This is a genomic window from Neobacillus vireti (genome assembly GCF_036962345.1).
Classification (GTDB): Bacteria; Bacillota; Bacilli; order Bacillales; family Cytobacillaceae; genus Neobacillus; species Neobacillus vireti_A.
The window spans coordinates 1-24,748 of sequence record NZ_JBALNB010000011.1 but is presented as its reverse complement, the minus strand read 5'-3'; the positions used below and the strand labels follow the sequence as shown (position 1 = coordinate 24,748).

Genomic DNA, 24,748 nt, shown 5'->3' with positions numbered 1-24,748 from the left:
CCTCTGCGTGAACCCTTAAAGAACTTCTATGCAATTTTCTATTGAATATTTTGTAAGCGATGACAGAAAATGTGTACATTATTATATTGAAATGATAGAATATTCAAAACATAACAAAAATGTTTCTGTATATGGAACAGCTAAAGAAAGGGGAATGGAAAATGTCTGAAAAAAGTAATAATCCACAAATTCTTTCATCCGTCAGTAATGCACTTCGTATACTCAAGAGTTTTTCTACATTTGAACCAACACAAAAGGTTGGTGACCTCGCAGTATCTCTCGGTCTTGCAAAAAGTACTGTAAGCCGTTTACTTACTACACTTGCTCATGAAGGTTTTGTTATAAAAGATAAAAACACTGGCAGGTATAAACTTGGAATATCAGTCTTGACACTTGGCGGTATTGTTACAAATAACCTGGAAATCCATAAAGAGGTATCACCACTACTATTTAAATTAGTGCATGATACCGGGGAAACAGCACATTTATCGGTTCTGGACGGTCTGGATACAATCTATATTCATAAAGAAGAATGCAGCCACCCGGTTCGAATCCTCACACATCTGGGGAGAAAAAATCCAACATACTGCACAAGTTCTGGGAAAGTACTGCTTGCTTTTGATGAAAATAATCTAGTTGAAGAGGTAATCAAAGCAGGTTTGCATGCATACACAAGCAAAAGTATTACAGATCCCGATAAGTTACGGAAGGAATTGGAGTTAATCCGAAAAAGAGGGTATGCAATTAGTACCGAGGAATTAACAGTAGGAACAAGATCCGTGTCAGCACCTATTCGTGACTATACTGGGAAGGTTGTATCAGCCATAAATGTGGTCGGCCCTCTCCAACGCATGATGGATTATAAAGTGCCGGATATCGCTAAAAAGGTTATGAATGCAGGCGAGGAAGCTTCTGAAAGGATGGGGTATGATAAGCGATTTTTAGGTTAGATATAAGGTATTAGGGTCGTTCGGGAACTTTGGTTTCATTTAAGGTTTGCCGATTTCACTCTGCGAAAGTTGAGTAAAAAACTACATTTTAATAGGAGAGATTATCTCCTGCTAAAGTGTAGTTAATCGAATATTATAACCCTGTTACTATTTCTACCATTCCATTGGTAATCCAACATAGTTTTCTGCAAGACTCGTTGATGCTGACTTTGATGAAATGACATAATCCAATTCTGCTAGTTGAATCCCGACGTCAAATGGGCTATGGTCGAAATTCCGATGTAGGATGGAAGTCATCCAATAGGAGAAACGTTGAGCCTGCCAAACTCGACGTGTACAAATTTCAGAATAGCGATTTAAAAGTTCTTCCTGGTTCGATTGATAGAACTCTTTTATCCCACGTGCCAAAACTTGGATGTCAGCCACCGCTAAGTTTAGACCTTTTGCACCCGTCGGAGGAACAATATGGGCAGCATCACCTGCTAAAAACAGCCTTCCAAATTGCATGGTTTCACAGACAAAGCTGCGCATTGAAACAATGTTCTTTTGAATAATTGGGCCGTCTTTTAACGTCCAGCCATCTGCCATATCAACTCTTGCATGCAGCTCCGTCCAAATTCGATCATCTGACCAATTTGCGATATTATCCTTCGGGTCAACCTGGATATAGTGACGTTGAATTTCAGGTGAGCGTGTGCTAAGTAGGGCAAATCCTCTTTCATGATTTGTATAAATTAACTCAGGGTTTACAGGTTCTGTTTTCGCCAATATTCCTAGCCAACCGAATGGATAAATTTTTTGTTTTTCTGATCGAACATCAGCTGGAATGGCTTTACGGCTAGGTCCATGGAAACCATCACAGCCAGAAATAAAATCACACGTTAATTCCTGCAAATAATTACCATGGCAGAATTGAATTTTCGGTGTAGATGTTTCAATATCATGTAGACTAACATCACTAACATTAAAGAAGATTTTTGCACCAGCTTGGAGACGAGCGGCTACTAAATCTTTAATTACTTCATGCTGGGCATAGACGGTTATTTCTTTTCCACCTGAAAGCTCATGTAAATCAATCCGGTGCCGTTTACCTTTAAATTGTAATTCAATACCGCGATGGACATGACCTTCCTTCATCAACCGCTCTCCCACACCTGTTCCCTTTAATAGATTTACTGTGCCCTGCTCTAACACACCTGCACGAATGGTACCCTCAATTTCCTCCCGTGACCGTGATTCAAGAATAATAGATTCTATCCCTAGTAAATGTAATAAATGAGAAAGCAAAAGCCCTGCCGGACCTGCTCCAATAATCCCAACCTGTGTACGCATATAATCATCCCTTCTATATAATAAAGACTGTAGGAAGATACTTACGTAAGTTCCTACAGTCTCTTTCTTTACTTGACATATTCGCTATCTGCTTCAGCCTCTATCTTGACTGACTCTTTATTCCCAAAAGTAAGCATGGCATTCCAACTTCCAGAAGATTGTCCGTCCGCTAAATAGGTTGGTTCCCATCCATCCTCAATCATGCTAAATAGCATTGCTAGGTGACGTCCACCAGATTCAACCTTTGCAAACCTTGCATACTGCGGAAGCATATCATAGGCTGCTTGATAATCCTTTTTCATGATGTATTCCACAAATTGCTTGTCCATAGCATGTTCCGTTACTGTCGGCTTATTGTGTCTTCCACGAACTAAATTATGAGATAAGGCACCACTCGAAACAAATACTACCTTTTTCTCACTTTCTCGTAAAACCTTGGCAATAACTTGCCCCCACTTATTGGTTTCTTCTAAACTTGCTGCTAATGTAACAGATAAATTAATAACCGGAATATCTTCATTTGGAACAAGATAGCGTAAAGGTACGACACTTCCATAATCCCAAATATAATAAGGATCATTTACCCCCTGGACTTGCAAACCAGCTTCCTTACCAGCGTTTACTAATTGATTGGCTAAGTCTTCGTCACCTCGCCAGTGATAAGGAACATCTTTAATCAAATCTGGCGCCTCAAATGCAGTTAGAATCCCTTTATGGACAGGAGTACAGTCAACATAATGAAAAAATGTTGATGGCCAGTGACATGAAACTAACACTAGTACATCTGGTTTTATTGTTTCAATCTCCTTGGCCACTTCTTTCATAGCTGAAACCATATCCTTTTGAAACTCAGGTACATCTTTTTCATGGCAAATACTTGGGACATGTGGGACCAACATACTCAATTCAATCGTCATATGATTCTCCCTAAAAATATATTTTTTGCAACCGCTTTCATAAATATAAAGATAGTTCTTAACCTTTTTAGACATGACGTTAGTAGCAGGGGTATATCGCCATGCTACCAACCTTCGTTTTTAGCATTCTATACTTCAGACATCGGTTTTCCAGCTTTTCCCCAGTGAGTTTTTGAAATCTCGGTTACAATCACTCTAATAGTCTCTTTCGGTGCATCCAATGTTTCTGAAACTGTATTGGTAATATTTTGAATAACCTCTGCCACTTTTTCTTTAGGTCTTCCTTCCATCATTTGCACGTTGATAATTGGCACCGAATCCCTCCTTTTCAAAAACTACTTTCTTTTAATCAGTAACAGTAAAGGTAACTTCACCTAAACCATCAAATTTTCCGCTTACGACATCTCCGTATTTCAACATGACTGCACCGGTAATTCCACCAGTTAAAATAACATCACCTTTACGTACCTTTTCCCCTCTTCTTGAGAGCATATTTGCGAGCATTGCAACAGAATTAGCTGGGTGCCCTACGACTGCAGCTCCAGCCCCTAAATCCTTTATCTCTCCATTGATGGATAAGGTAACGCCAACTAAATCCAATTCAAATTGCTCTGGCTTTTTCAATGATGTACCAAATACAACTCTCGAGGTGGATGCATTATCTGCAATTACATCAGGTAAAGTAAAGTTGAAATTTTCATAACGGCTATCAATAATCTCCAATGCTGGTAGAACATATTGTGTTTTTGCTAAGACCTGAGCCCCAGTCACACCTGGACCTTCAATATCTTCAGCCATCACAAAAGCGATTTCTGCTTCAACTTTTGGATGAATTTGCTCATGTAAAGGAACCTGGCCACCATTTTCTATTAACATATAATCGAACACATAACCATAGATAGGCTCATCTACATTCATTTGCTTCATTTTTGCATGACTGGTTAAACCCATTTTAGGACCAACGATTCTTCTACCTTCATTTAACTTGATGTTAACAAGTTCATGTTGAACCAGGTATGCTTCTTCAACAGTTAAATCGGGCTTTAAGTTTGCTGTAACCTTTACTACTTCCCGTTTTTCTACTTCAGCAGCAACTAAATATTCCGCTAAATCTCTATATTGACTCATTCCCGTTCCTCCCTACACAAAGACACATTGCTTTCCTAAAATTATTTTAGTAAACCGTTAAAAGTTAACACTTACTTGCCCGATATGAGCAAATCTAGCCGTAAACGTATCTCCTGCAGTTGCAACCTCGGCTGCTGATAGCGCACCTGATAAAATCACTTCACCTGCTCGAAGGGGAATATCAAATTCTGATAGTTTATTGGCTAACCAAGCGACACAGCTTGCTGGATTCCCTAATGCTGCTGCACCCACTCCCGTATTGACTATGTCACCATTTTTCGTAAATACCATGCCAATTAGTTCAAGATTAATATCCTCAATTTTTGTCGGTTTACCACCAAGGACATAATAACCCGATGAAGCATTGTCCGCTACGGTATCGACCAGCTTGATTTTCCAGTCCTTCACTCGGCTATCTACAATTTCGAGTGCAGGAACGACATACACTGTCGCCTGAAGGACATCAAGTGTGGTTACATTCGGTCCTCTTAACTCCTTTTTCAAAATAAAGGCAATTTCTGCTTCTACTTTTGGTTGGAGAACTTGTTCAATGGAAATCCTACCGTTGTTTTCCACAACCATGCTATCTAGTAAGTGTCCATAATCTGGCTCACCCACTCCAAGCAAATTTTGCATAGCTTTTGAAGTTAAGCCAATTTTCTTTCCAACAATTTTCTGCCCTTTAGTAACCTTTTTACTGATATTTTCTAACTGAATATAATAGGCATCTTTTACTGTAAGGTCAGGATCAATTGCTGTAAGTGGAGCAGTACCTATCCTAGTGTTTTCTGCTTCGACTAATTGTTCTGCATATTGTTGTACTTTATTCGTCACTCTTCTTACTCCCTTCCCTATAACTTAATCGTGATATTGGATAATTCTGAGTAAAAATCAATGCTATGCATACCGCCTGTTCTACCAATCCCGCTTTGCTTCATCCCGCCAAATGGTGTACGAAGATCACGTAAAAACCATGTATTCACCCAAATAATCCCGGCTTCAATTTGATGGGCAACCCGATGTGCACGTCTTAGGTCATTGGTCCAAATCGTTGCACTTAACCCATAATGCGTATCATTCGCCTGCATGATTACTTCCTCTTCCATATCAAATGGCATTACAGTAACAATAGGTCCAAAAATCTCTTCGCGGACACAGCGCGAATTCCGATCTAATCCCGTAATAATTGTTGGCTCTAAATAATATCCCTTTTCAAAGCCGTCCGGACGTTTTCCACCTGTCAAAATAGTGGCTCCATCTTTTCTAGCAATCTCAATATAACTATTAACTCGGTCATAATGCTCTTTGCTTATTAATGCTCCTACTTTGGAATCATTGTTCAAAGGATGGCCAACCTTTAATGTTTTTACCTTTTCAGCAAATTTGGATAAGAATTTTTCATATACAGGTCTCTCAACATAAATACGTGATCCGCAAAGACAAACTTCCCCTTGATTAATAAAACTAGATTTAAGTGTTGTTTCAATAACCTCATCCAAATTAGAATCTGCGAAAATAATATTTGGATTTTTACCGCCCAATTCAAAGGATAGCTTTTTCAATGATGCTGCTGCAGATTTCATAATTGCTGTCCCTGTACTTGGCTCACCAATAAATGAAATAGCATCTACATCTGGATGTTCTGTGATCGCTCCACCAGCAGAATTTGGTCCGAATCCATGAACGAGGTTTACAACGCCATCTGGAACTCCTGCTTCTTTACAAATTTCCATTAACACCGTTGCAGTCATAGGAGTCCATTCTGCAGGTTTAATAATGGCTGTATTCCCCATAGCCAAGCAAGGTGCTAATTTCCAAGTAAGTAGTAATAATGGAAGATTCCAAGGCTTAATGATTCCCACTACGCCTACAGGACGACGATATGAATAATGGAGCGCCAAATCATCCTGTTGATTGGCATCTGTGTTAACGGAAATCATGTAATCTGCAAAAAAGTGGAAGTTATAGGCAGCACGCGGGATATCGATACTGTTGGCTAACCAGAATGGCTTTCCAGTATCTAACGATTCTAAGTGAGCTAATTCCTCTTGTCTTTCAAGAATCAAATCACCAATGCGGCGAAGGATTTTTGAACGTTCTCCGACAGTTATTCCTTTCCATTTTCCATTTAACGCTCTACGAGCTGCGGCAACAGCATAATCTACTTCTTCCTTCCCGCCTTCGGCAACTGTCCCTAATACTTCTTCTGAAGCAGGGTTGATGTTTTCGAACGTTTTCTTGTTTTGTGATTCAACAAATTGACCATTAATAAAATGTAAACAATTAATCGCTCTTACTCTAGTTTCTACTTGCATGTCAATGTTCCTCCTAGTAATCTACAATTTTTTTGTATTTTCTTACTATTATGGTAACGCTTACGAATTTCACATACAACGCTGCAGTTTCTCTATATGCAACAATCATAAAAAAATTTCAAAAAATGCAAAATATTCACTTATTTGTCTAAATATTTATAATTTTCACTTTTCAAATCGTGTATTTTTTGATATATTGCGTATTATAGAACAACTTTGTTTTCTATAATGAAACTTAGAAAACCTCCTGAATCAAAGAAATATCGTTTAGGCCTGTCAATTCTATCTTTTAAGCGGCATCGTCAATCACAATATGGATGTATATCAAGAGTACCAGCCTATCCTATCCTTAATAAGCTGGTTGAAACCATAGGTGAAACCGCTCACATTTCTGCTTTGGACCATTTAGATGTAATTTATCTATTATTAATTGTCGGACCAAGGATCCAGCCGCAAAAAGTCTAGGGATATGCAAAAATGGTTATGAACTCCGCGATGGAGATTTCCATTCGGTTGGGATATAGGAGCTAAAAAAAAATTTCAACCAAAAAGGAGATTTGTTATGTTCGATTTTCACACACACTTTATTCCTCCTGATGTGATCAGCTGGATTAAGGATCACCAACATACTGTTAATGCAAAATGGATTAAAAAAGAAGAAAACAAAGATGAATTCTTACTAGTAAATGATAAATGGGGATTTGAGCTAAAAAAAGCGTTTATTGATGCTGACCTGTATATATCCGATCAGGAAAAAGCAGGTGTTACACATTCACTACTATCGCCAATACCACAACTATTCATGTATGATTTCCCTGAAGAAATAAGCACGGATATTTCTACTGTTTACAATCGTTCTTTAGCACAGTGGACAAATTCAAATCCTACAAAACTATCAGCATTAGGCACTGTCCCACTTACAAACCCTGAGAAAGCGGCAGCCGTTCTACGCGATGGTATTAGCGCTGGATTAAAAGGAGTCATTATCGGACCTGGATTATCAGATCATATGTTATCAGATGAATTTTTTACACCTTTTTTTGAAGAAGCGAATCGACTAAAAGCAATTGTTTTCATTCATCCATTATTATGTGAGGATTCCAGATTAAAAAGAAGAATGATGCCAAATTTAATTGGTGTACCTTGGGAAACAACGATTTGCGCAACTGATCTTTTGTTAAGCGGGATCGTTGATCAATACCCTAATTTAAAGATTTTATTTGCCCATGGGGGAGGCTTCCTGCCATATCAGATTGGTAGACTTAACAAGGGGTTTGAACAATGGGAACTTGTTTCGTCTAAATTACAGGCTCCACCATCTGAATATTTGAAACGCTTTTGGTATGATTCGGTTCTGTGGAGTCAGGATAGTTTGGATTTCTTAATCAAAAGCGTAGGTGAAGATCGGGTGGTACCAGGATCTGATTTTCCTTTTGACCTATGTGTTTGGCCTCCAATTGGAAATAATCAAGCAGTGACATATTCTTTACTATAGTAGGATTGACACGCCGCCACCATTTCATTAATTTAACATAACAAACAGTTTAAACATTCCAAAGCTTTCATTATTATTTCTGTTGTCCATAACGTATGTTTTGGAGGTTTAGTCACGATCCACTCGTAAGTTAAATCAATCACATCTTGTCCTTTATCATCTAATGTATGTAATTTATGAGGTCATTTAATAAATACACTTATGTTTCCTTTGAGTTGGTGATATCCGAGGCTTCATACTATACGAAAACAGCCCCAAAATAAAAAGAACTGTAGTCTTCACTACAGTTCTTTTTATTTTTGAAGTATATATTTGCCAGTAGTTTTTTGAAGCATAACGTTGCCAAAGCGGCAATATTATGCTTCAAATGTTTCAAGTCACATCTCTACTGGTATTGTTATCCACCTTATGTATGGTGGAGACGGCGGGACGTGCGTTTCCATGCTTTCGTCATGGCACTGACTATATCTTGAACCTGCATACTACCAGGTCCCTCGGCGTATTATGCGAAATATAATTTTTACCTTTTCATTAGGTAGGATTTCGCATCCTAGTACTACCATTTAGAAATGGCAGCCTATAAGTCGATACACGGCTGTTGGATTACTCCACATACCGCTCGGCATTGCCTTATCGCCAGTTTGGCGACGTAGGTTTCACCGATAAAGCCGAATTTTCACTTATGTGTTACCACATAAGGCGACTAAGTTACTAATCGAACCCGCGTCCAAAGATATCGGCACTTAAGCTTCTACGAGTGTAGTCGACATATTGGCGCTTCGCTGATCCTTTTGCCTATCGACAGGCGGCCGGTCAGCTAGTCTGGTTGTTCTCTTCCTTCGCCCTCAGACGGTGGACTCCGGCGTAGCCTACTAAGAGTGAGTCCGCTACCCTACCACATAGGCGATGGAGGGGCGAACAGCTATGCAGTTATTAAGCTGCGAAAGCTAGGTTGTTGTTAGTTTTGCCAGTTATAGGCGTTGACGTTTTAACGAGGCCGATCCCCTCGACTCGCAACCCAAGCTCGAACTACCCCTGTCGAATCCGTAGCGCCCCCATTATAAAATGAGCTGAAATCTACTTAAAGATTAAAGCTGCAGACGTCGGATGCTCAACAATAGTTTGAGCAAAAGTTATCGTCGCTCCTTAGCGACAAACTTATTATAACACACTTTGCGTCTTTTTCAATTGTAAGTTTTTGTAATTACATTTTTTGACGCTCGCGGAATGCACGCTCGATATCGCGCTTAGCTTCTTTTTGCTTTAATACCTCACGTTTATCATAATTCTTTTTACCCTTTGCTAACCCTAACAAAACCTTGGCAAATCCATTTTTTAAATAGACCTTTAAAGGAATTAGTGCATACCCTGCTTCCCTTGTTTCACCAAAAAGCTTATTAATTTCCCGTTTATGAAGCAAAAGCTTTCTTTGTCTTAATGGATCATGATTGTAGCGATTTCCTTGTTCATAAGGGCTTACATGCATGTTTAATAAATGCATTTCACCGTTATGGATTCTCGCATAGGAATCTTTAAGGTTTACTTTTCCAGCACGAATGGACTTTATTTCAGTTCCTTGAAGAACAATTCCTGCTTCGTATGTTTCTTCAATAAAGTAATCATGGTATGCTTTTTTATTCTGGGCAACCACTTTCCCTATACCTTTTGGCATGTCTCTCACCTCGTTATGGGTTAATTTTAGCAGAAAACGTTACTCATAACAATTGAAAGCCAACAACAGGAAAAATGCCTTTTTCATGAAAACATTTATAGTGACCGAAATACTGCTCAAACCTAGATTACGGGCATTATAAACCTTCTATAGTTACCCAAACTCCTCTCAAAACCGGATTAGGGGCATTATAAAGCTTCTATAGTTACCCACCCCCCTCCCGAAGCAGGATTACGGGCATTATAAAGCCCCTATAGTGACCGAAACCCCATTCAAACAAAGGTTTCGGTCGCTATAAAGGCCTAATCAAAATATTATCTCTTTTTATTTTTCCGCTTTGTACTTTTGTTTTTAGGAACATTGTCATAAAACTTCTTTTTCTTACGCGTTCCTGATCCTTGACCAGATCCGCCGCCACGTCCTTCAGTCTTTTGCCCGCCCTTGCCTTCTTGGGTTTTATTACGACGCGGTTTTTTCGTATCGCTGCCAGTCCTAATCACCACTTTTGGTGTCTCAGAACGCTCGCGGCGAGTACCTTTCATACCAACGATTTCAAAGTCGATAGAACGCTCGTCTTTGTTAACCTTTACGACTCTAACGGTAATTTCATCCCCGATTCGGAACACATTCCCTGTCCGTTCACCAATCATTGCAAAATGGCGCTCGTCAAACCGGTAGTAATCATCTGTCATATAGCTGACATGAACGAGACCTTCAATCGTATTCGGCAGCTCGACAAACATCCCAAAATTGGTGACGGAGCTAATAATACCGTCATACTCAACACCAATCTTGTCTTCCATGTATTCAGCTTTCTTTAGTTCATCCGTTTCACGTTCGGCATCAACGGCACGGCGTTCCATTTTGGATGAATGCTGAGCAATTTCAGGCAATCTGGCATTCCATTTCTCACGGGTGATCTCATCAAGCTTTCCTTCAATTAAATATGTCCGGATTAACCGGTGAACAATGGTATCAGGATAGCGTCGAATTGGCGATGTGAAATGGGTATAAAACTCTGTTGATAATCCAAAGTGCCCTAGGCTCTCAGGATCGTATTTCGCTTGCTGCATAGAGCGAAGCATAACAGTTGAAATAACCATTTCTTCCGGTTTTCCTTGAACAGCTTCAATAATTTCCTGAAGAGCTCTAGGGTGAACATCATTCGCTGTCCCTCTTACAAGGTAGCCAAAATTGGTGATAAACTCAAAAAATCTTCTTAGCTTATCTTCCTTTGGATCCTCATGGATTCGGTAAATAAACGGTACTTCCATCCAGTGAAAGTGCTCGGCGACCGTTTCATTTGCAGCCAGCATAAACTCTTCAATGAGCCTTTCCGCAACCGAACGCTCGCGAAGAACAACATCTGTTGGTTTACTTTCTTCATCTACCAAAACCTTTGATTCTTTAAAATCAAAATCAATCGCGCCACGTTTCATTCTCTTCCCACGTAAGATTTGAGCAAGTTCCTCCATTTGTTCAAACATAGGAACTAATGACTCATATCGGGAACGTGTTTCTTCATCTTTATCCACTAATATCTTATTTACATCGAAATAGGTCATTCGCTCCGTTGTCTTTATGACACTTTGAAAAATCTCATGATTCACAACTTGACCTTCACCCGTGATTTCCATTTCACAGGAAAGCACTAAACGGTCCACATTCGGATTTAGTGAACAGATTCCATTGGATAAACGATGTGGAATCATCGGGATTACTCTGTCTACTAAATAAACACTTGTTGCCCTTTCTTCGGCCTCTAAGTCAATTGGCGTTCCTTCTTTTACATAGTAGCTGACATCTGCAATATGTACGCCAAGCTTATAATTGCCATTCTCAAGTTTTGTGACAGTAACCGCATCATCAAGGTCCTTAGCGTCCGCACCATCGATGGTAACAATCGTTTCATTTCTTAAATCACGGCGGTTTTCCAATTCACTTTCATCAATCGTATCGGGTGTTTCATTTGCCTGCTTCAATACCTCATCTGGGAAGGACATCGGCAGACCATGTTTATGAATCACAGAGAGAATATCAACACCTGGATCATTCTTATGGCCAAGGACGTTAATGACTTCCCCTTCCGCACTCTTTCTGCCTTCTGGATAGGTAATTAATTTAACGACTACCTTATGACCCTCGACCGCACCTTTAGATGCTGATTTTGGGATAAAAATATCACTTGCGAACTTTTTATCATCTGGAATCACAAAACCAAAGCTTTTGCTTTCCACATACGTACCAACAATTTGCTGGACTCCGCGCTCAAGAATGCGAATAATACTGCCTTCCCTGCGCTGCCCTGAGCTTTCGGATGAAATGCGGGCAAGTACGGTATCTCCATGCATGGCGGTATTGGTTTCATTTGGTGGAATAAAAATATCGTCCATCCCAGGCTCATCTGGAGCGACAAAAGCAAATCCTTTTGCATGACCAATAAGTTTCCCACGAATTAAATTCATTTTTTGCGGCAAACCATAACGGTTGCTGCGAGTGCGGACAACTAATCCTTTTTCTTCCATTTGTACAAGTGCTTTTACAAATTCTTTAAATTCACTCGAATCAGAGATACCAAATGCCGCTTCTAATTCTTGAACGGTTAATGGCTTATAAGCCTCATCTCTCATATATTGTAATAGTTTATCAACGTGCAGTTGAATATTATCTTCCAATCAAATCCCTCCTCATAGGGTTAATTTTGCCAATCTAATTTTTCTAAAAAGGTGTAAATATCTTCATGAAGTTGATCACGTTCTTTATCTAGCGTAATTACATGTCCAGATTCTTCATACCATTTTATTTCTTTCTCCATAGACTCTATTTCATTGTAAATGATATTTGCACTCTCTGTGTTTATCATTTTGTCATGGCGGGCCTGTACCACATAAGTAGGGGCATAAATCATATCTACATGGTCGCGGACATCAGAAATTAATTCTTGCAGCGCCTTTAAGGTTTTCATTGGTGTTTTTGCAAACTCATTCATTTCCACTTCGATTTGTTCCTCGGTTTTCCCCTCAAGTGTCTTATATTCGCGGGCATACTCGAGAATTCCTTGGTACATGACTTCTTCGCTTTTTATATACATCGGTGCACACATTGGAAAAATGCCTTTTATAGGTACAGTGTAACCCAATTTTAAAGAAAATACGCCGCCGAGCGAAAGTCCTCCTACAGCGATTTCTTCATGGCCTTGATTTTTTAAAAAATTATAGCCATTTATGACATCCTTCCACCAATCTTCCGGACCAGTATGTACAAGTTCCTCAGGAGGAACTCCATGACCTTTGTAATGGGGAGCATGACAAGTGTATCCTCTCTTTTCTAAAAAGCGGCCTAACATCCGAACATCGGCAGAATTACCTGTAAAACCGTGAAGCAATAAAACCGCTCGTTTTCCTCCTTTAAATGTAAAGGGCTTCGGTGGTGCAATTTTCATAGTAAAAACTCCTTTAAATCAATAAAATCCATTACCTTAGTTTAAGCAAACAAATGGCATACATTCCAGAAAAAAGCCTTCAGTTTTTGTGCAATAAAAAAACCTGACAATTAAGCCAGGTTTTTGAGCATTCTCTATTATACTTCGAAGTATGCAACTAAAACTGCAAGGATAATAAAAAGAACAGATAAAACAACGGTAATACGGTGTAGAATCAAATCAAGTCCACGCGCTTTTTGCTTACCGAATAATGTTTCGGCACCACCTGAAATGGCACCAGATAAGCCGGCACTTTTACCTGATTGCAAAAGAACAACAAGAATAAGTCCAATACTAACGATTACTAATAGTGTTACAACTAATGCGTGCATGTAAGCTACCTCCTGTTAGTTCGTACATTTCACAGTATTTTTAATGTACCATATTATTGCCCTTTTAACAATACGTCTTTGTGGCAGCTTTAGGTAAATTATAGTGACCAAGCACGATTAGACCTCCCCTGTGCCACCATGCATTGACCCAAATGTATTTTCCTTCACTCTCTTCGGTCACTCCAGTACCTCTGCATTGACCCAAATACATTTTCTTCTTGCACTCCGGTCACTCCAGCACCTCTGCATTGACTCAAATACATTTTCTTCTTGCGCTCCGGTCACTCCAGCCCTCTCCATTGACCCAAATGTATTTTCTTTACGATCTTCGGTCACTCCAGCACCTCTGCATTGACCCAAATGTATTTTCTTCATGCTCTTCGGTCACTCCAGCACCTGCATTGACCCAAATGTATTTTCTTCATGCCCTTCGGTCACTTCAGCAACTCTGCATTGACCCAAATGTATTTTCTTTACGCTCTTCGGTCACTCCAGCACCCCATCATCTCTTCAAATCAACTTTCGGGCACTCCAGCACCCCATCATCTCTTCAAATCAACTTTCGGGCACTCCAGCCAACAAAAAGGCACTCATTCGTCAATGAGTGCCTTAGCTAGTTGATTTATTTTTTTAAGTTATAGAAAGACTTTAAGCCATTGTATTGTGCTGTTTCACCTAATTGGTCTTCAATGCGAAGCAATTGGTTATATTTCGCTACACGGTCTGTACGTGAAGGTGCACCTGTTTTGATTTGACCCGCATTTGTTGCAACAGCGATGTCAGCGATTGTGTTATCTTCTGTTTCACCAGAACGGTGAGAGATAACTGCTGTGTAACCAGCGCGCTTCGCCATTTCAATCGCATCAAATGTTTCAGTTAATGTACCAATTTGGTTCACTTTGATAAGGATTGAGTTGCCGATTCCTTTTTCAATACCTTCAGAAAGCTTCTTCGTATTTGTAACGAATAGGTCATCCCCTACTAATTGAACTTTTTTACCAAGACGCTCAGTTAGAAGTTTGTGGCCTTCCCAGTCGTTTTCGTCTAAACCATCTTCGATAGAGATGATTGGATATTTAGTAGCCATATCCTCGTACCAATCAACCATTTCTGCAGAAGTCTTAACAACACCTTCACCTTTTAGATGGTATTTTCCATCTTCTTTGTTATAGAATTCTGAAGATGCTGCGTCCATTGCTAAGAATACTTCTTCGCCAGGCTTGTAGCCAGCTTTTTCGATTGCTTGAACGATTGTTTGAAGTGCTTCTTCGTTAGATCCTAAGTTTGGAGCAAATCCGCCTTCATCCCCAACAGCAGTGTTAAGTCCTTTTTCTTTAAGAACTGATTTTAAGCTGTGGAAAATTTCTGCACCCATACGAAGTGCTTCTCTGAAGTTAGGAGCTCCAACAGGCATAACCATGAACTCTTGAATATCAACGTTGTTATCAGCATGCTCACCGCCGTTAACGATGTTCATCATTGGAACTGGAAGCTGCTTAGAGTTAAAGCCGCCAAGGTATTGATATAAAGGAATATCTAAGTAGTTTGCAGCAGCATGAGCTACAGCCATAGAAACACCTAGAATAGCATTAGCACCTAATTTGCCTTTGTTTTCAGTTCCATCAAGCTCGATTAAAGCATGGTCAACAGAAACTTGGTCTAAAACGCTGAATTCTTCACCAACAAGATGTGGAGCGATAATTTCATTTACGTTGTCTACAGCTTTTAAAACACCTTTACCTAAATAACGGTCTTTATCTCCATCACGAAGTTCTACTGCTTCGTATTCACCAGTAGATGCACCACTTGGAACTAAAGCACGGCCAAAAGCGCCTGATTCTGTAAATACTTCTACCTCAACTGTTGGGTTACCACGGGAATCCAATACTTCACGAGCATAAACGTCTACAATAAATGGCATTTAATTTCTCTCCTTTAATATAAAAAAATTATTTTACTAATGTTTTTCCTGTCATTTCTTCTGGCTGTTCGACACCCAGTAATTTTAACATTGTCGGAGCTAAATCTCCTAAGATTCCACCTTCACGCAATTCTACGCCCTTCTTCGTCACAATGACTGGAACAGGGTTTGTAGTATGGGCTGTCATAGGCTCACCTTCAAGAGTGATAACCTCATCTGCGTTTCCATGATCAGCTGTAATAATAGCTGTTCCGCCCTTTTCAAGAATCAAATCAACAATTTTACCTAAGCATTCATCAACCGTTTCAATCGCTTTAACTGTTGGTTCAAGCATTCCTGAATGACCAACCATATCAGGATTTGCAAAATTTAGGATAATCGCATCAAATTTATCGTCTTGAATTTCTTTAAGCAGGGCGTCTGTCAATTCATAAGCACTCATCTCTGGCTGCAGGTCATAAGTTGCAACTTTAGGTGAGTTGATTAGAAGACGCTCTTCCCCAGGGAACTTGTCCTCACGGCCGCCGCTCATAAAGAATGTAACATGAGGATATTTTTCGGTTTCGGCTATTCTTAATTGTTTCAATCCATTTTGCGACAATACCTCTCCTAAGGTGTTGTCCAAGTTTGAAGGCTTAAACGCAACATACCCATTTACCGATTCACTGAAATGCGTTAAACACACAAAGAATAAATCCTTTGGATGTTTCTCACCACGGTCAAACGGACGAAAATCTTCGTTTGTGAATACATTGGAAATTTGAATCGCACGGTCTGGACGGAAGTTATAGAAAATAACTGCATCATTATCTTGAATCGTCGCAACAGGCTTACCATCTTCTTTTGTAATCACAGACGGAATGACGAATTCATCGAAAATTCCATGTTGGTAAGAATCTTCAACAACATCTAATGGGTTGGTGTAGGTTGGTCCATCGCCATAAACCATGGAACAATAAGACTTTTCAACACGTTCCCAGCGCTTGTCACGGTCCATTGAATAGTAACGTCCAGAAATGGTAGCAAATTCACCAACGCCATACTCATTAATTTTATCCAAAGTCTGCTGAATATATTTAGCTGCAGTTTTCGGACCAACATCACGTCCATCAAGGAAGCCATGTAAATAGACTTTTTCTACGCCTTCTTCTTTAGCCATCTTTAACAGAGCAAACATATGGTTAATATGGCTGTGAACTCCGCCATCGGACAATAATCCGAATAAATGTAAGTTGGTTCCATTTTTCTTTACATGATCCATCGCACTGCAGATGGTTTCATTTTTTTCAAATTCACCTTCACGAATGGCGATATTCACACGCGTTAGGCTTTGGTAGACAATCCGGCCAGCACCGATATTTAAGTGACCAACCTCTGAGTTACCCATTTGTCCTTCAGGAAGTCCAACTGCCTCTCCAGAAGCAGTTAAATGAGAGTGCGGGAAGCTATCCCAATAACGATCAAAATTCGGTTTTTTCGCATGATAGACTGCATTCCCTTTTTGTTCATCCCTGCATCCAAATCCGTCTAGAATGATGAGGGCAACGGGAGACTTACTCATAGCTTCCTGCCTCCAATAGCTGCAAGAATGAGCGAGCCTCAAGACTTGCTCCGCCTACAAGAGCACCATCAATATCTGGTTGAGCCATATATTCTTTAATATTCTCAGGTTTTACACTTCCGCCATATTGAATGCGAACAGCATTTGCAACTTCTTCATTAAACTGCCCGGCAACTACCTGACGAATATGTGCACATACATCATTTGCATCTTGTGAAGTCGAAGATTTGCCTGTTCCAATTGCCCAAATAGGTTCATAAGCAATGACAGTCTGTTTTACCTGTTCATCGGTTAAACCTGCTAGTGCCTTTTGAATCTGAGTGCCCACAAAATCCATTGTTTCGCCATTTTCACGCTGCTCTAGCGTTTCACCACAGCAAACAATCGGTGTTAAGTTATATTTAAAAGCTGCAAGCGTCTTTAAGTTAACAGATTCATCTGTTTCATTAAACATTTCTCTACGCTCAGAATGACCAATAATCACATATTGAACGCCGATTTCGGAAAGAGGTTTTGGACTGATTTCTCCAGTAAATGCCCCGCTCTCTTCGAAATGCATATTTTGAGCTCCAATTTTTACGTCGCTGCCTTCTGTTACTTCTACAAGATTCTGCAAAAATAAAGCAGGTGCACATATAACAGAGTCGATTTTTTGAGAATCTGGAACTAATCCTTTTACTTCTTCTGCAAAACTTTTTGCTTCTGCATGAGTTTTATTCATTTTCCAGTTACCTGCAATAATCGGTTTACGCATTTCTAGCACTTCCCTTTTTACTTAATTATTTGTCTAGCTGCAGCGCCTAGGGGCTCGGGTCATAAGCCAATCCGTCAGAAAGGTTAAAAAGCAACCTTCCCGCCGACTCGTCTAATGCCTGTCGCCCCGAGGAAAAAATGAACTTCTTTTTTCCCTAGGTCAAGGCGCTTCCGCTTTTCTATTTATCATTTAAAGCTACAACGCCTGGAAGTTCTTTACCTTCCATAAATTCAAGTGAAGCGCCGCCGCCTGTTGAAATATGACTCATTTTTTCCGCTAAATTGAACTTTTCGACTGCTGCTGCAGAGTCTCCGCCGCCAATCACAGAGTATGTACCTTCTGCATCTGCTAGTGCTTGGGCAACTGCCTTTGTTCCGCCAGCAAACTTATCGATTTCAAAAACACCCATTGGTCCATTCCAAATAACCAATTTAGACTTTTGGATTACATCACGGTAAATTTCAGCCGTTTTCGGTCCGATATCAAGTGCTTCCCAATCAGCTGGAATTTCATTAATAGCAACTGCTTTAGTATTGGCCTCTGCTGAAAAATCATCAGCCACAATTGCATCAACCGGCATATAGAAATTGACACCTTTTTCTTTTGCTTTTTCTATATAAGAATTCGCTAAGTCAATTTTATCTGCCTCAAGAAGGGATTTACCAATTTCATGTCCCTGAGCTTTAACAAAGGTATACGCAAGACCGCCGCCAATAATCAGGTTATCAACCTTTTCTAATAGGTTTTCAATAACACCAATTTTGTCTTTTACTTTCGCTCCGCCAATAATCGCAGTAAACGGTCGTTCAGGATTGGATAGAGCTTTTCCTAATACATCTAGTTCTTTTTCCATTAAAAGACCGGATACAGCAGGTAAATGATGTGCAATACCTTCTGTAGAAGCATGAGCTCTGTGTGCTGCTCCAAATGCGTCATTTACATATACATCTGCAAGTTCTGCAAAGGATTTCGCCAGTTCAGGATCATTCTTTTCTTCACCTGGATAAAAACGGACGTTTTCAAGAAGAAGAACATCGCCTTCATTCATAGATTGGATTAAAGATTTAACAGAATCGCCATAGGCTTCATCTGCTTTTTGAACATTTTTACCTAGAAGTTCAGAAAGTCTTACACCTACTGGAGTTAAGCGCATTTCTTCTACTACTTTACCCTTCGGCCGTCCAAAATGGCTCGCTAAAATCACTTTAGCGCCCTGATCCACTAAGTATTGAATTGTAGGTAGTGCAGCACGAATTCTTGTTTCATCGGTAATTTTCCCATCCTGCATAGGAACGTTAAAATCAACGCGGCAGAAAACGCGTTTCCCTTTTACATCAACATCTTTTAATGTTTTCTTGTTCATGCGGAAAAGCCTCCTTATGTATTGACAGCTAATTACACAAAAAAAGGGCAGGGGGAATGTTCCCCGCTCCCCTTTGAAATACCCTAAATCATTATAGCTTTTTGATTAAAAATTTTCCAATCTACGTCAGCTAAGATTAAAGTCCTTTTTGAGCGATATATTTAACAAGGTCAACAACACGGTTAGAGTAACCAACTTCGTTATCGTACCAAGATAATACTTTTACCATATTGTCTTCAAGGACCATTGTTGATAATCCATCAACTGTAGAAGAAACAGTTGCACCGTTATAATCAGTTGATACTAATGGAAGATCGCTATATGCTAAAATTCCTTTTAATGGACCTTCAGCAGCTGCTTTTAATGCCGCATTAACTTCCTCAGCTGTAACATTCTTTTCTAATTCAGCCACTAGGTCAACGATAGAAACGTTTGGTGTTGGAACCCGTACTGCCATACCATTTAATTTGCCTTTAAGTTCAGGAAGAACTAATGCAACTGCTTTAGCAGCACCAGTTGAAGTTGGAATCATGTTCTCAGCTGCTGCGCGTGCACGACGGTAGTCCTTATGTGGTAAATCAAGAATTTGTTGGTCATTTGTATAAGAGTGGATCGTTGTCATCATTCCACGTTTGATTCCGAAAGTATCATTTAAAACCTTTGCAAAAGGAGCTAGACAGTTAGTTGTACAAGATGCGTTTGATAATACGTGGTGGTTAGCTGCATCGTATTTGTCTTCGTTAACACCCATAACAATTGTAATATCTTCGTTAGAAGCTGGAGCAGAGATAATAACTTTTTTCGCACCTGCTTCAAGGTGTTTCGCTGCATCTTCACGCTTTGTGAAACGTCCAGTTGATTCAACTACTACCTCAACACCTAATTCTCCCCAACCTAATTGAGCAGGATCGCGTTCAGCTAGTACTTTTACTTTTTGGTTGCCAACAACTAAATATTGACCGTCAACTGTAACGTCATGTTTAAGAGTGCCATGTACAGTATCGTATTTTAAGAGATGTGCAAGCATATTTGCATCAGTTAAATCGTTAATCGCTACGATTTCAATTCCTGTATTTTCTAATGCCGCGCGAAATACGTTACGGCCGATACGACCAAAACCATTAATACCAACTTTTACTGTCATTTAAATTTCCTCCTTGTTTTGAAAAAAGGTTTTTTATTTAGGCTCTTTTGTTAGAAAATAGCCTTATTTAAAAAGGGATTAACCTTTTAATAACTTTCTTGCTGCACCCTCATCTGTAATTAAAATCGTCGATGCTGGTGCTTGTTTCATGTATGCCTTAATCGCTTTCGCTTTAGAAGCGCCGCCTGCTACAGCAATCACATTAGGAATATGTGCAAGGTCTTCTAGCTGCAGTCCAATGGTTAAAACTTTATGGACGATTTCACCATGTTCATTAAAATAATAGCCGAAAGCTTCTCCCACTGCTTCATTCGCTAAAAGCTTCTGCATGATTTCGGGATTAGAGTTCCTTCGATCAGCCATTGTGATAGCATCTCCTATGCCGTGAAGAACCATGCTTGCAGATTTAATTAAATTTAACACTTCATGGATTTCTGGCTCTTTAATAAGGGATTCATAAATTTTGTTACTAACTTGATCAGGTACATAAAACACACGGTGTTTTGACTGCGTATTTTTAGACATAATTGAGCTTATTGTGTTAGCCTGGTTTTGGACATCCTCGCCAATTCCGCCGCGAGCTGGGACAAATAGCAATTCCTTTTTGCCTAGCTCTGGTGTAAGTACTTTTGCGACAGCCGCCATTGTCGAACCGCCTGTAACAGCGATAATATTTTTCCCAGTCAAATACTTTTTCATACAAATTGCACTAGCCTTGCCTAGATCATCTTTGACCATTAACGATTCATCACTATTACCAGGTACAACCACTACTTTACGAATCTTAAGGCGGTGTTTTAACTCTAGCTCCATTACATCAATCCCGATTAATTCGCGGATAAGACCTTCTAAGTCCTCTAGCAGATTTTTCCCTTCAGAGGTTAAGCTCATTCCAATATTGTTAATCGAAATAAGATTTTGTTCCTTTAGAAAATCAACTTCGCCGCGAAGGACTCGTTCTGTATAACCAAGGTTGGCAGCCAGACTCCTTCTTCCTACAGGCTGCATAAAACCAATATGCCTCAGGATAGAATATCGTTTATGTAGCACTTGAAGGAGATCAGGTAATAATCTTTTTTGAATATCGATGAGTGACTGCATTACACCTTGCTCCTTTATGATATGTAATTGGTCGTAAAATGTCCACCCTAGACAAATTATGTCCCACTTCACCGAAAAAAAATCACCCCTGCTAACAATTTTCATTTTAACAGGAGTGAAAACCTATTTCAACCTAAAAGTTTTCCGATTTTTCTTGTAAACGGTTACGTATGTCTAATTTGTTGATAATCCCAAAAGCAATTTCTTCTCCGTTGATATGAACCACAGGAATCATTATTCCATACAATTCTGTTAATTCATCGCTTTCATCGATATCCTTTTCCTCTAAAGTAAATTCCCACTTTTCTTCTTTTAACTCAAGGATTGCTTGTTTCGCTTTTTCACATAGTGAACAGCGTTTTCTGGTATATAAGGTAATTATTGTTTCTGGCATTTTTCTTTCCTTTCAATCAAACCGTTTTCTTTTTGAAGAGGATGGGATTCCAAGTTGATCTCGATATTTTGCAACGGTCCTTCTTGAAACCACAATTCCCTGATTTCTCTTTAGTATTTCTACAATTTCTTGATCTGATAACGGACGTTGTTTATCTTCCGTATCAATCAAGGAAGCGATTGCATTTTTCACTTGGCTCGATGAAGTATTTTCATTTGAAACCGTCTGAATCGTGCTGGTAAAGAAGGATTTCAATGCGAAAGTTCCGATGGGTGTCTGGACATATTTTTCTTTTACTGCACGGCTGACGGTTGATTCATGTATTTCAAGTTCACTTGCTACTTCCTTCATTGTCATGGGAACTAAGTGTTCAGGCCCTTTTTCGAAAAATTGTGATTGCTTTTCGACAATCATCCTTACAACCCGGATTAACGTTTCCTTCCGTTGTTCAATACTTCTCATTATCCATTGATAATCCTGTACCTTCTCCTGTAAAAAACGACCTACCTGCTGATCCTGGCTGGCAGTTAGTTTTTGATAATATTGATTGTTAAAGCTGATTTTCGGAATAATGTCATCACAAAGTCTGACTGAAAATCCATCCCCAAATCGTTCAACAATCGCATCAGGGATAACGTAGGAGGCATTCTCCTGACCTAAAAGTGCGCCAGGACGTGGATTCAACTTCTGGATGGTATCAAATACCTCTTGAATCTTTTGAATAGGGATTTGCAATTCCTTCGCAATTTGCTTCCATTTCTTTTCCGCGAATGGGATGAAGTAAGAAGTAAGGATGGTAATGACCAAATCATCCTCTAGGTTTTCCCGTTCTACTTGAATTAATAAGCATTCTTGAAGGTTTCGAGCACCTATACCTGCAGGCTCTAGCGTTTGGATGACGATAATGCTCTCTTCTACCAATTCTAAAGGAACAGACAATTGTTCGGAAATTTCCTTCGGCTCTGAAGTTAAGTATCCGTTTTCATCTAGATGCTCAATAAGATGTTTGATTACTTTTAATTGAATACTAGAGTATTTATGAAGGGTAAGTTGATTGATCAGTTGTTCTTCCACAGAAAACGACTTTGCAGCAATTTGTTCAATCCACTCTTTTTCTGTATGGTTCGTATGTTTCCTCCGATTGCGGTCTATTAATGGGTTAATAGGTTGAATGTTTTGATTCTCAACCTGTAAAAGGGGATTTTCAAGTGCCTTGTTTTCTAAAAAAGAAGAAAGCTCCTGAGCTGTATATTGTAAAAGTGCAATCGCTTGTGTCAATTCCTGTGTCATTGCCAATTTCAATGTTTGCTGTTGCCATAAACCTGCCTTTAGATCCATTACTATTCCCCCCCTTGCTCTATTTTACATGATGATGGCGGTTTCGTGTATGGTAAATAACATTTACAAAATAAAAAACCTCCTAAAATAAAGAAATCTCTTTATTCCAGGAGGTTGAGATTGGAAATTAATTAAAGAATCTACTCAGTGTTTTGATATTTTGAATATCTGCAGCCACAGGGTCGATAAAATAACGTGTGTCTGTTATTTCCTGACTTAAGTAACCCTCGTAATGATAGGTATTAAGACAGGTAAACATATCCTCTAAAGGAAATGTGCCATCTCCCCGAATTAAATGTCCATATGGAGTCCCGTCTACAAAATGAATGTTCACGATGTCCTGACCGAAGGTTTCAAACCACTGCCATATGGTTTCATTTGCAACTCCCATTGGATTAGTATCTAGCATGATTTTAAAAAAGGGATGATTGATCTCATCAAACATTCTTTTTGCATCCTGTAATGTCGTAACAAGGCCTGTTTCATCAGGGCGAAAGGATTCATTGAAAGGACAATCCCTTCTTGCTGTGCAACGTTTGCTAACCGAAACAGCATGTCACTGGACCGCTTCCACGCTTCTTCACGGTGTTCAGTTTTATATCCCCAGCCTGAATTGATATGCAGCGACTTACTTCCTAGTTCTGCAGCAGCTTTTATACCGTTAGAAAAATAGGCAAAGCTTTTTTCTCGATATTCAGGCTCAAAAAGGCAATATTGATATCGATATAAAACAGAGGCTGCAACAAAACCCACGACCTTTAGACCCATTGATCTATTCGGAGGCGGTTCTGATATTGCATGTACCTCATAGCCATCCATTTTTTCAAATATCTTAGCAATGGATATCGGCATGATTGACCAGCAATCCGAATTTCTCATGAAATTAAAAAGAAAAGAGGGGGCATTAATATTAAAATATGGACTAATCGCCGGATTCCACCAAAAATCATGCCATCTCTGATATTCGGATCCCCATGTCACAAAAAGCTCTTTCTTAAGGTCAAGTTCACTTGGGTGGATGGGACCAGATTATAATTACTATTTGTACGGCACACTAAAAACATAGGTTCGCTTAAAAGCGGTGTTGTGATGATATTTTTATATCGAAATTGTGTAACAGTGAAGCCGATATCAATTTCTCTGTTTTCTAGTAACATATAATTATAGGAACATTGCTGGGTTCTAATCTGCAGTTTAATAGGTACGTTATCATTTAATATTTGGTTGTATAGGGTAGAGAATAAGTATAGATTTAAACTATCTGCTGATCCGACTGTTATCTATGAAAAAACTTGATCCGTTTTAAACTGTTGTGTATCTCTCCAAAGAGCTGCCCATTTCCTAGCAATTTGGACAAATTCTTCTCCCTTTGGCGTCAAATAAATAGTCCGCTGCCCATTTCCACGGATTATTAAGGTTGTTTCAAGTTCTTTTTCAAGGGACTTTAGGCGATGACTTATCGTTGAGTGTGATAGGTATAGCATTTCAGCTGCCTTTGTAATGCTTTGTGAGTCAACAATCGCAGGAAATTGGAGGTTAGTCTAAAAAGT

At 39.4% G+C, this 24,748-nt stretch carries 25 protein-coding genes and 1 other RNA gene; 2 read left to right on the top strand and 24 right to left on the bottom strand.

Annotated elements, in window-relative coordinates; genetic code table 11:
* The first annotated feature begins 161 nt into the window (after positions 1-161).
* On the top strand, positions 162-950 hold the full coding sequence (locus V7108_RS13695) for an IclR family transcriptional regulator (RefSeq protein ID WP_335568539.1): 789 nt from the start codon (positions 162-164) through the stop codon (positions 948-950).
* A 153-nt stretch (positions 951-1,103) separates the two neighbouring features.
* Here the strand turns inward: V7108_RS13695 and pobA are convergent, their stop codons facing one another.
* The 6 genes from pobA to V7108_RS13665 form a co-directional block, all read right to left on the bottom strand.
* On the bottom strand, positions 1,104-2,282 hold the full coding sequence (gene pobA, locus V7108_RS13690) for a 4-hydroxybenzoate 3-monooxygenase (protein ID WP_335512557.1): 1,179 nt from the start codon (positions 2,280-2,282) through the stop codon (positions 1,104-1,106).
* Between the two features lie 68 nt (positions 2,283-2,350).
* Entirely contained in the window at positions 2,351-3,199 is an 849-nt protein-coding gene (locus tag V7108_RS13685; protein ID WP_335568538.1) for an extradiol ring-cleavage dioxygenase, read from the bottom strand.
* A gap of 128 nt (positions 3,200-3,327) precedes the next feature.
* A complete protein-coding gene (locus V7108_RS13680; protein ID WP_335512554.1) occupies positions 3,328-3,531 on the bottom strand; it encodes a 4-oxalocrotonate tautomerase in 204 nt (67 codons plus the stop codon).
* Between the two features lie 13 nt (positions 3,532-3,544).
* Positions 3,545-4,327 (bottom strand): 2-keto-4-pentenoate hydratase, encoded by a 783-nt coding sequence (locus tag V7108_RS13675; protein WP_335512552.1) that lies wholly within the window; start codon positions 4,325-4,327, stop codon positions 3,545-3,547.
* 57 nt (positions 4,328-4,384) lie between these two features.
* Positions 4,385-5,161 carry a 2-keto-4-pentenoate hydratase gene (locus tag V7108_RS13670; protein WP_335568537.1) on the bottom strand — a complete coding sequence of 259 codons (777 nt, stop codon included), beginning with the start codon at positions 5,159-5,161 and terminating at the stop codon, positions 4,385-4,387.
* 17 nt (positions 5,162-5,178) lie between these two features.
* Entirely contained in the window at positions 5,179-6,642 is a 1,464-nt protein-coding gene (locus V7108_RS13665; RefSeq protein WP_335512547.1) for an aldehyde dehydrogenase, read from the bottom strand.
* 562 nt (positions 6,643-7,204) lie between these two features.
* On the opposite strand from V7108_RS13665, the gene V7108_RS13660 reads away from it, so the two are divergent.
* Entirely contained in the window at positions 7,205-8,137 is a 933-nt protein-coding gene (locus V7108_RS13660) for an amidohydrolase family protein (protein WP_335568536.1), read from the top strand.
* A gap of 712 nt (positions 8,138-8,849) precedes the next feature.
* Here V7108_RS13660 and ssrA read toward each other — a convergent pair.
* From ssrA to V7108_RS13575, 18 genes are all read right to left on the bottom strand, one after another.
* Positions 8,850-9,186, bottom strand: a transfer-messenger RNA (tmRNA) gene (gene ssrA, locus V7108_RS13655).
* A 155-nt stretch (positions 9,187-9,341) separates the two neighbouring features.
* The gene (smpB, locus tag V7108_RS13650; RefSeq protein ID WP_335568535.1) at positions 9,342-9,809 is read right to left on the bottom strand and encodes an SsrA-binding protein SmpB; all 468 of its coding nucleotides are present in this window, start codon (positions 9,807-9,809) and stop codon (positions 9,342-9,344) included.
* Positions 9,810-10,123: 314 nt separating this feature from the next.
* On the bottom strand, positions 10,124-12,484 hold the full coding sequence (gene rnr / locus V7108_RS13645; protein WP_335568534.1) for a ribonuclease R: 2,361 nt from the start codon (positions 12,482-12,484) through the stop codon (positions 10,124-10,126).
* A gap of 20 nt (positions 12,485-12,504) precedes the next feature.
* Positions 12,505-13,251 carry an alpha/beta hydrolase gene (locus tag V7108_RS13640; protein WP_335568533.1) on the bottom strand — a complete coding sequence of 249 codons (747 nt, stop codon included), beginning with the start codon at positions 13,249-13,251 and terminating at the stop codon, positions 12,505-12,507.
* 137 nt (positions 13,252-13,388) lie between these two features.
* On the bottom strand, positions 13,389-13,622 hold the full coding sequence (gene secG, locus V7108_RS13635; protein ID WP_335512537.1) for a preprotein translocase subunit SecG: 234 nt from the start codon (positions 13,620-13,622) through the stop codon (positions 13,389-13,391).
* 177 nt (positions 13,623-13,799) lie between these two features.
* Positions 13,800-13,997, bottom strand: a complete 198-nt coding sequence (locus V7108_RS13630) for a hypothetical protein (protein WP_335568532.1) — start codon at positions 13,995-13,997, stop codon at positions 13,800-13,802.
* Positions 13,998-14,244: 247 nt separating this feature from the next.
* Positions 14,245-15,543 (bottom strand): phosphopyruvate hydratase, encoded by a 1,299-nt coding sequence (gene eno / locus V7108_RS13625; protein WP_335512534.1) that lies wholly within the window; start codon positions 15,541-15,543, stop codon positions 14,245-14,247.
* 28 nt (positions 15,544-15,571) lie between these two features.
* Positions 15,572-17,104, bottom strand: coding sequence for a 2,3-bisphosphoglycerate-independent phosphoglycerate mutase (gpmI, locus tag V7108_RS13620; RefSeq protein WP_335512532.1), 1,533 nt, complete (start codon positions 17,102-17,104; stop codon positions 15,572-15,574).
* Entirely contained in the window at positions 17,097-17,858 is a 762-nt protein-coding gene (tpiA, locus tag V7108_RS13615) for a triose-phosphate isomerase (protein WP_335512530.1), read from the bottom strand. The genes gpmI and tpiA overlap by 8 nt, the downstream gene beginning before the upstream one ends.
* A 178-nt stretch (positions 17,859-18,036) precedes the next feature.
* Positions 18,037-19,221, bottom strand: a complete 1,185-nt coding sequence (locus V7108_RS13610; protein ID WP_335568531.1) for a phosphoglycerate kinase — start codon at positions 19,219-19,221, stop codon at positions 18,037-18,039.
* A gap of 136 nt (positions 19,222-19,357) precedes the next feature.
* Positions 19,358-20,365 carry a type I glyceraldehyde-3-phosphate dehydrogenase gene (gene gap / locus V7108_RS13605; RefSeq protein ID WP_335512525.1) on the bottom strand — a complete coding sequence of 336 codons (1,008 nt, stop codon included), beginning with the start codon at positions 20,363-20,365 and terminating at the stop codon, positions 19,358-19,360.
* 78 nt (positions 20,366-20,443) lie between these two features.
* Complete coding sequence (locus V7108_RS13600) at positions 20,444-21,466, bottom strand: sugar-binding transcriptional regulator (RefSeq protein ID WP_335512523.1); 1,023 nt, start codon at positions 21,464-21,466, stop codon at positions 20,444-20,446.
* Between the two features lie 133 nt (positions 21,467-21,599).
* Positions 21,600-21,860, bottom strand: a complete 261-nt coding sequence (locus V7108_RS13595; RefSeq protein ID WP_335568530.1) for a glutaredoxin family protein — start codon at positions 21,858-21,860, stop codon at positions 21,600-21,602.
* 12 nt (positions 21,861-21,872) lie between these two features.
* Positions 21,873-23,198, bottom strand: a complete 1,326-nt coding sequence (gene rpoN / locus V7108_RS13590) for an RNA polymerase factor sigma-54 (RefSeq protein ID WP_335568529.1) — start codon at positions 23,196-23,198, stop codon at positions 21,873-21,875.
* A gap of 127 nt (positions 23,199-23,325) precedes the next feature.
* A complete protein-coding gene (locus tag V7108_RS13585; protein ID WP_335568528.1) occupies positions 23,326-23,643 on the bottom strand; it encodes a sugar phosphate isomerase/epimerase family protein in 318 nt (105 codons plus the stop codon).
* Entirely contained in the window at positions 23,601-24,050 is a 450-nt protein-coding gene (locus tag V7108_RS13580) for a TIM barrel protein (RefSeq protein ID WP_335568527.1), read from the bottom strand. Before V7108_RS13580 ends, V7108_RS13585 begins: the two co-directional genes overlap by 43 nt.
* A gap of 125 nt (positions 24,051-24,175) precedes the next feature.
* Positions 24,176-24,478, bottom strand: coding sequence for a LysR family transcriptional regulator substrate-binding protein (locus tag V7108_RS26925; protein WP_420489051.1), 303 nt, complete (start codon positions 24,476-24,478; stop codon positions 24,176-24,178).
* Complete coding sequence (locus V7108_RS13575; RefSeq protein ID WP_335568606.1) at positions 24,479-24,718, bottom strand: LysR family transcriptional regulator; 240 nt, start codon at positions 24,716-24,718, stop codon at positions 24,479-24,481.
* Positions 24,719-24,748: the final 30 nt, after the last annotated feature.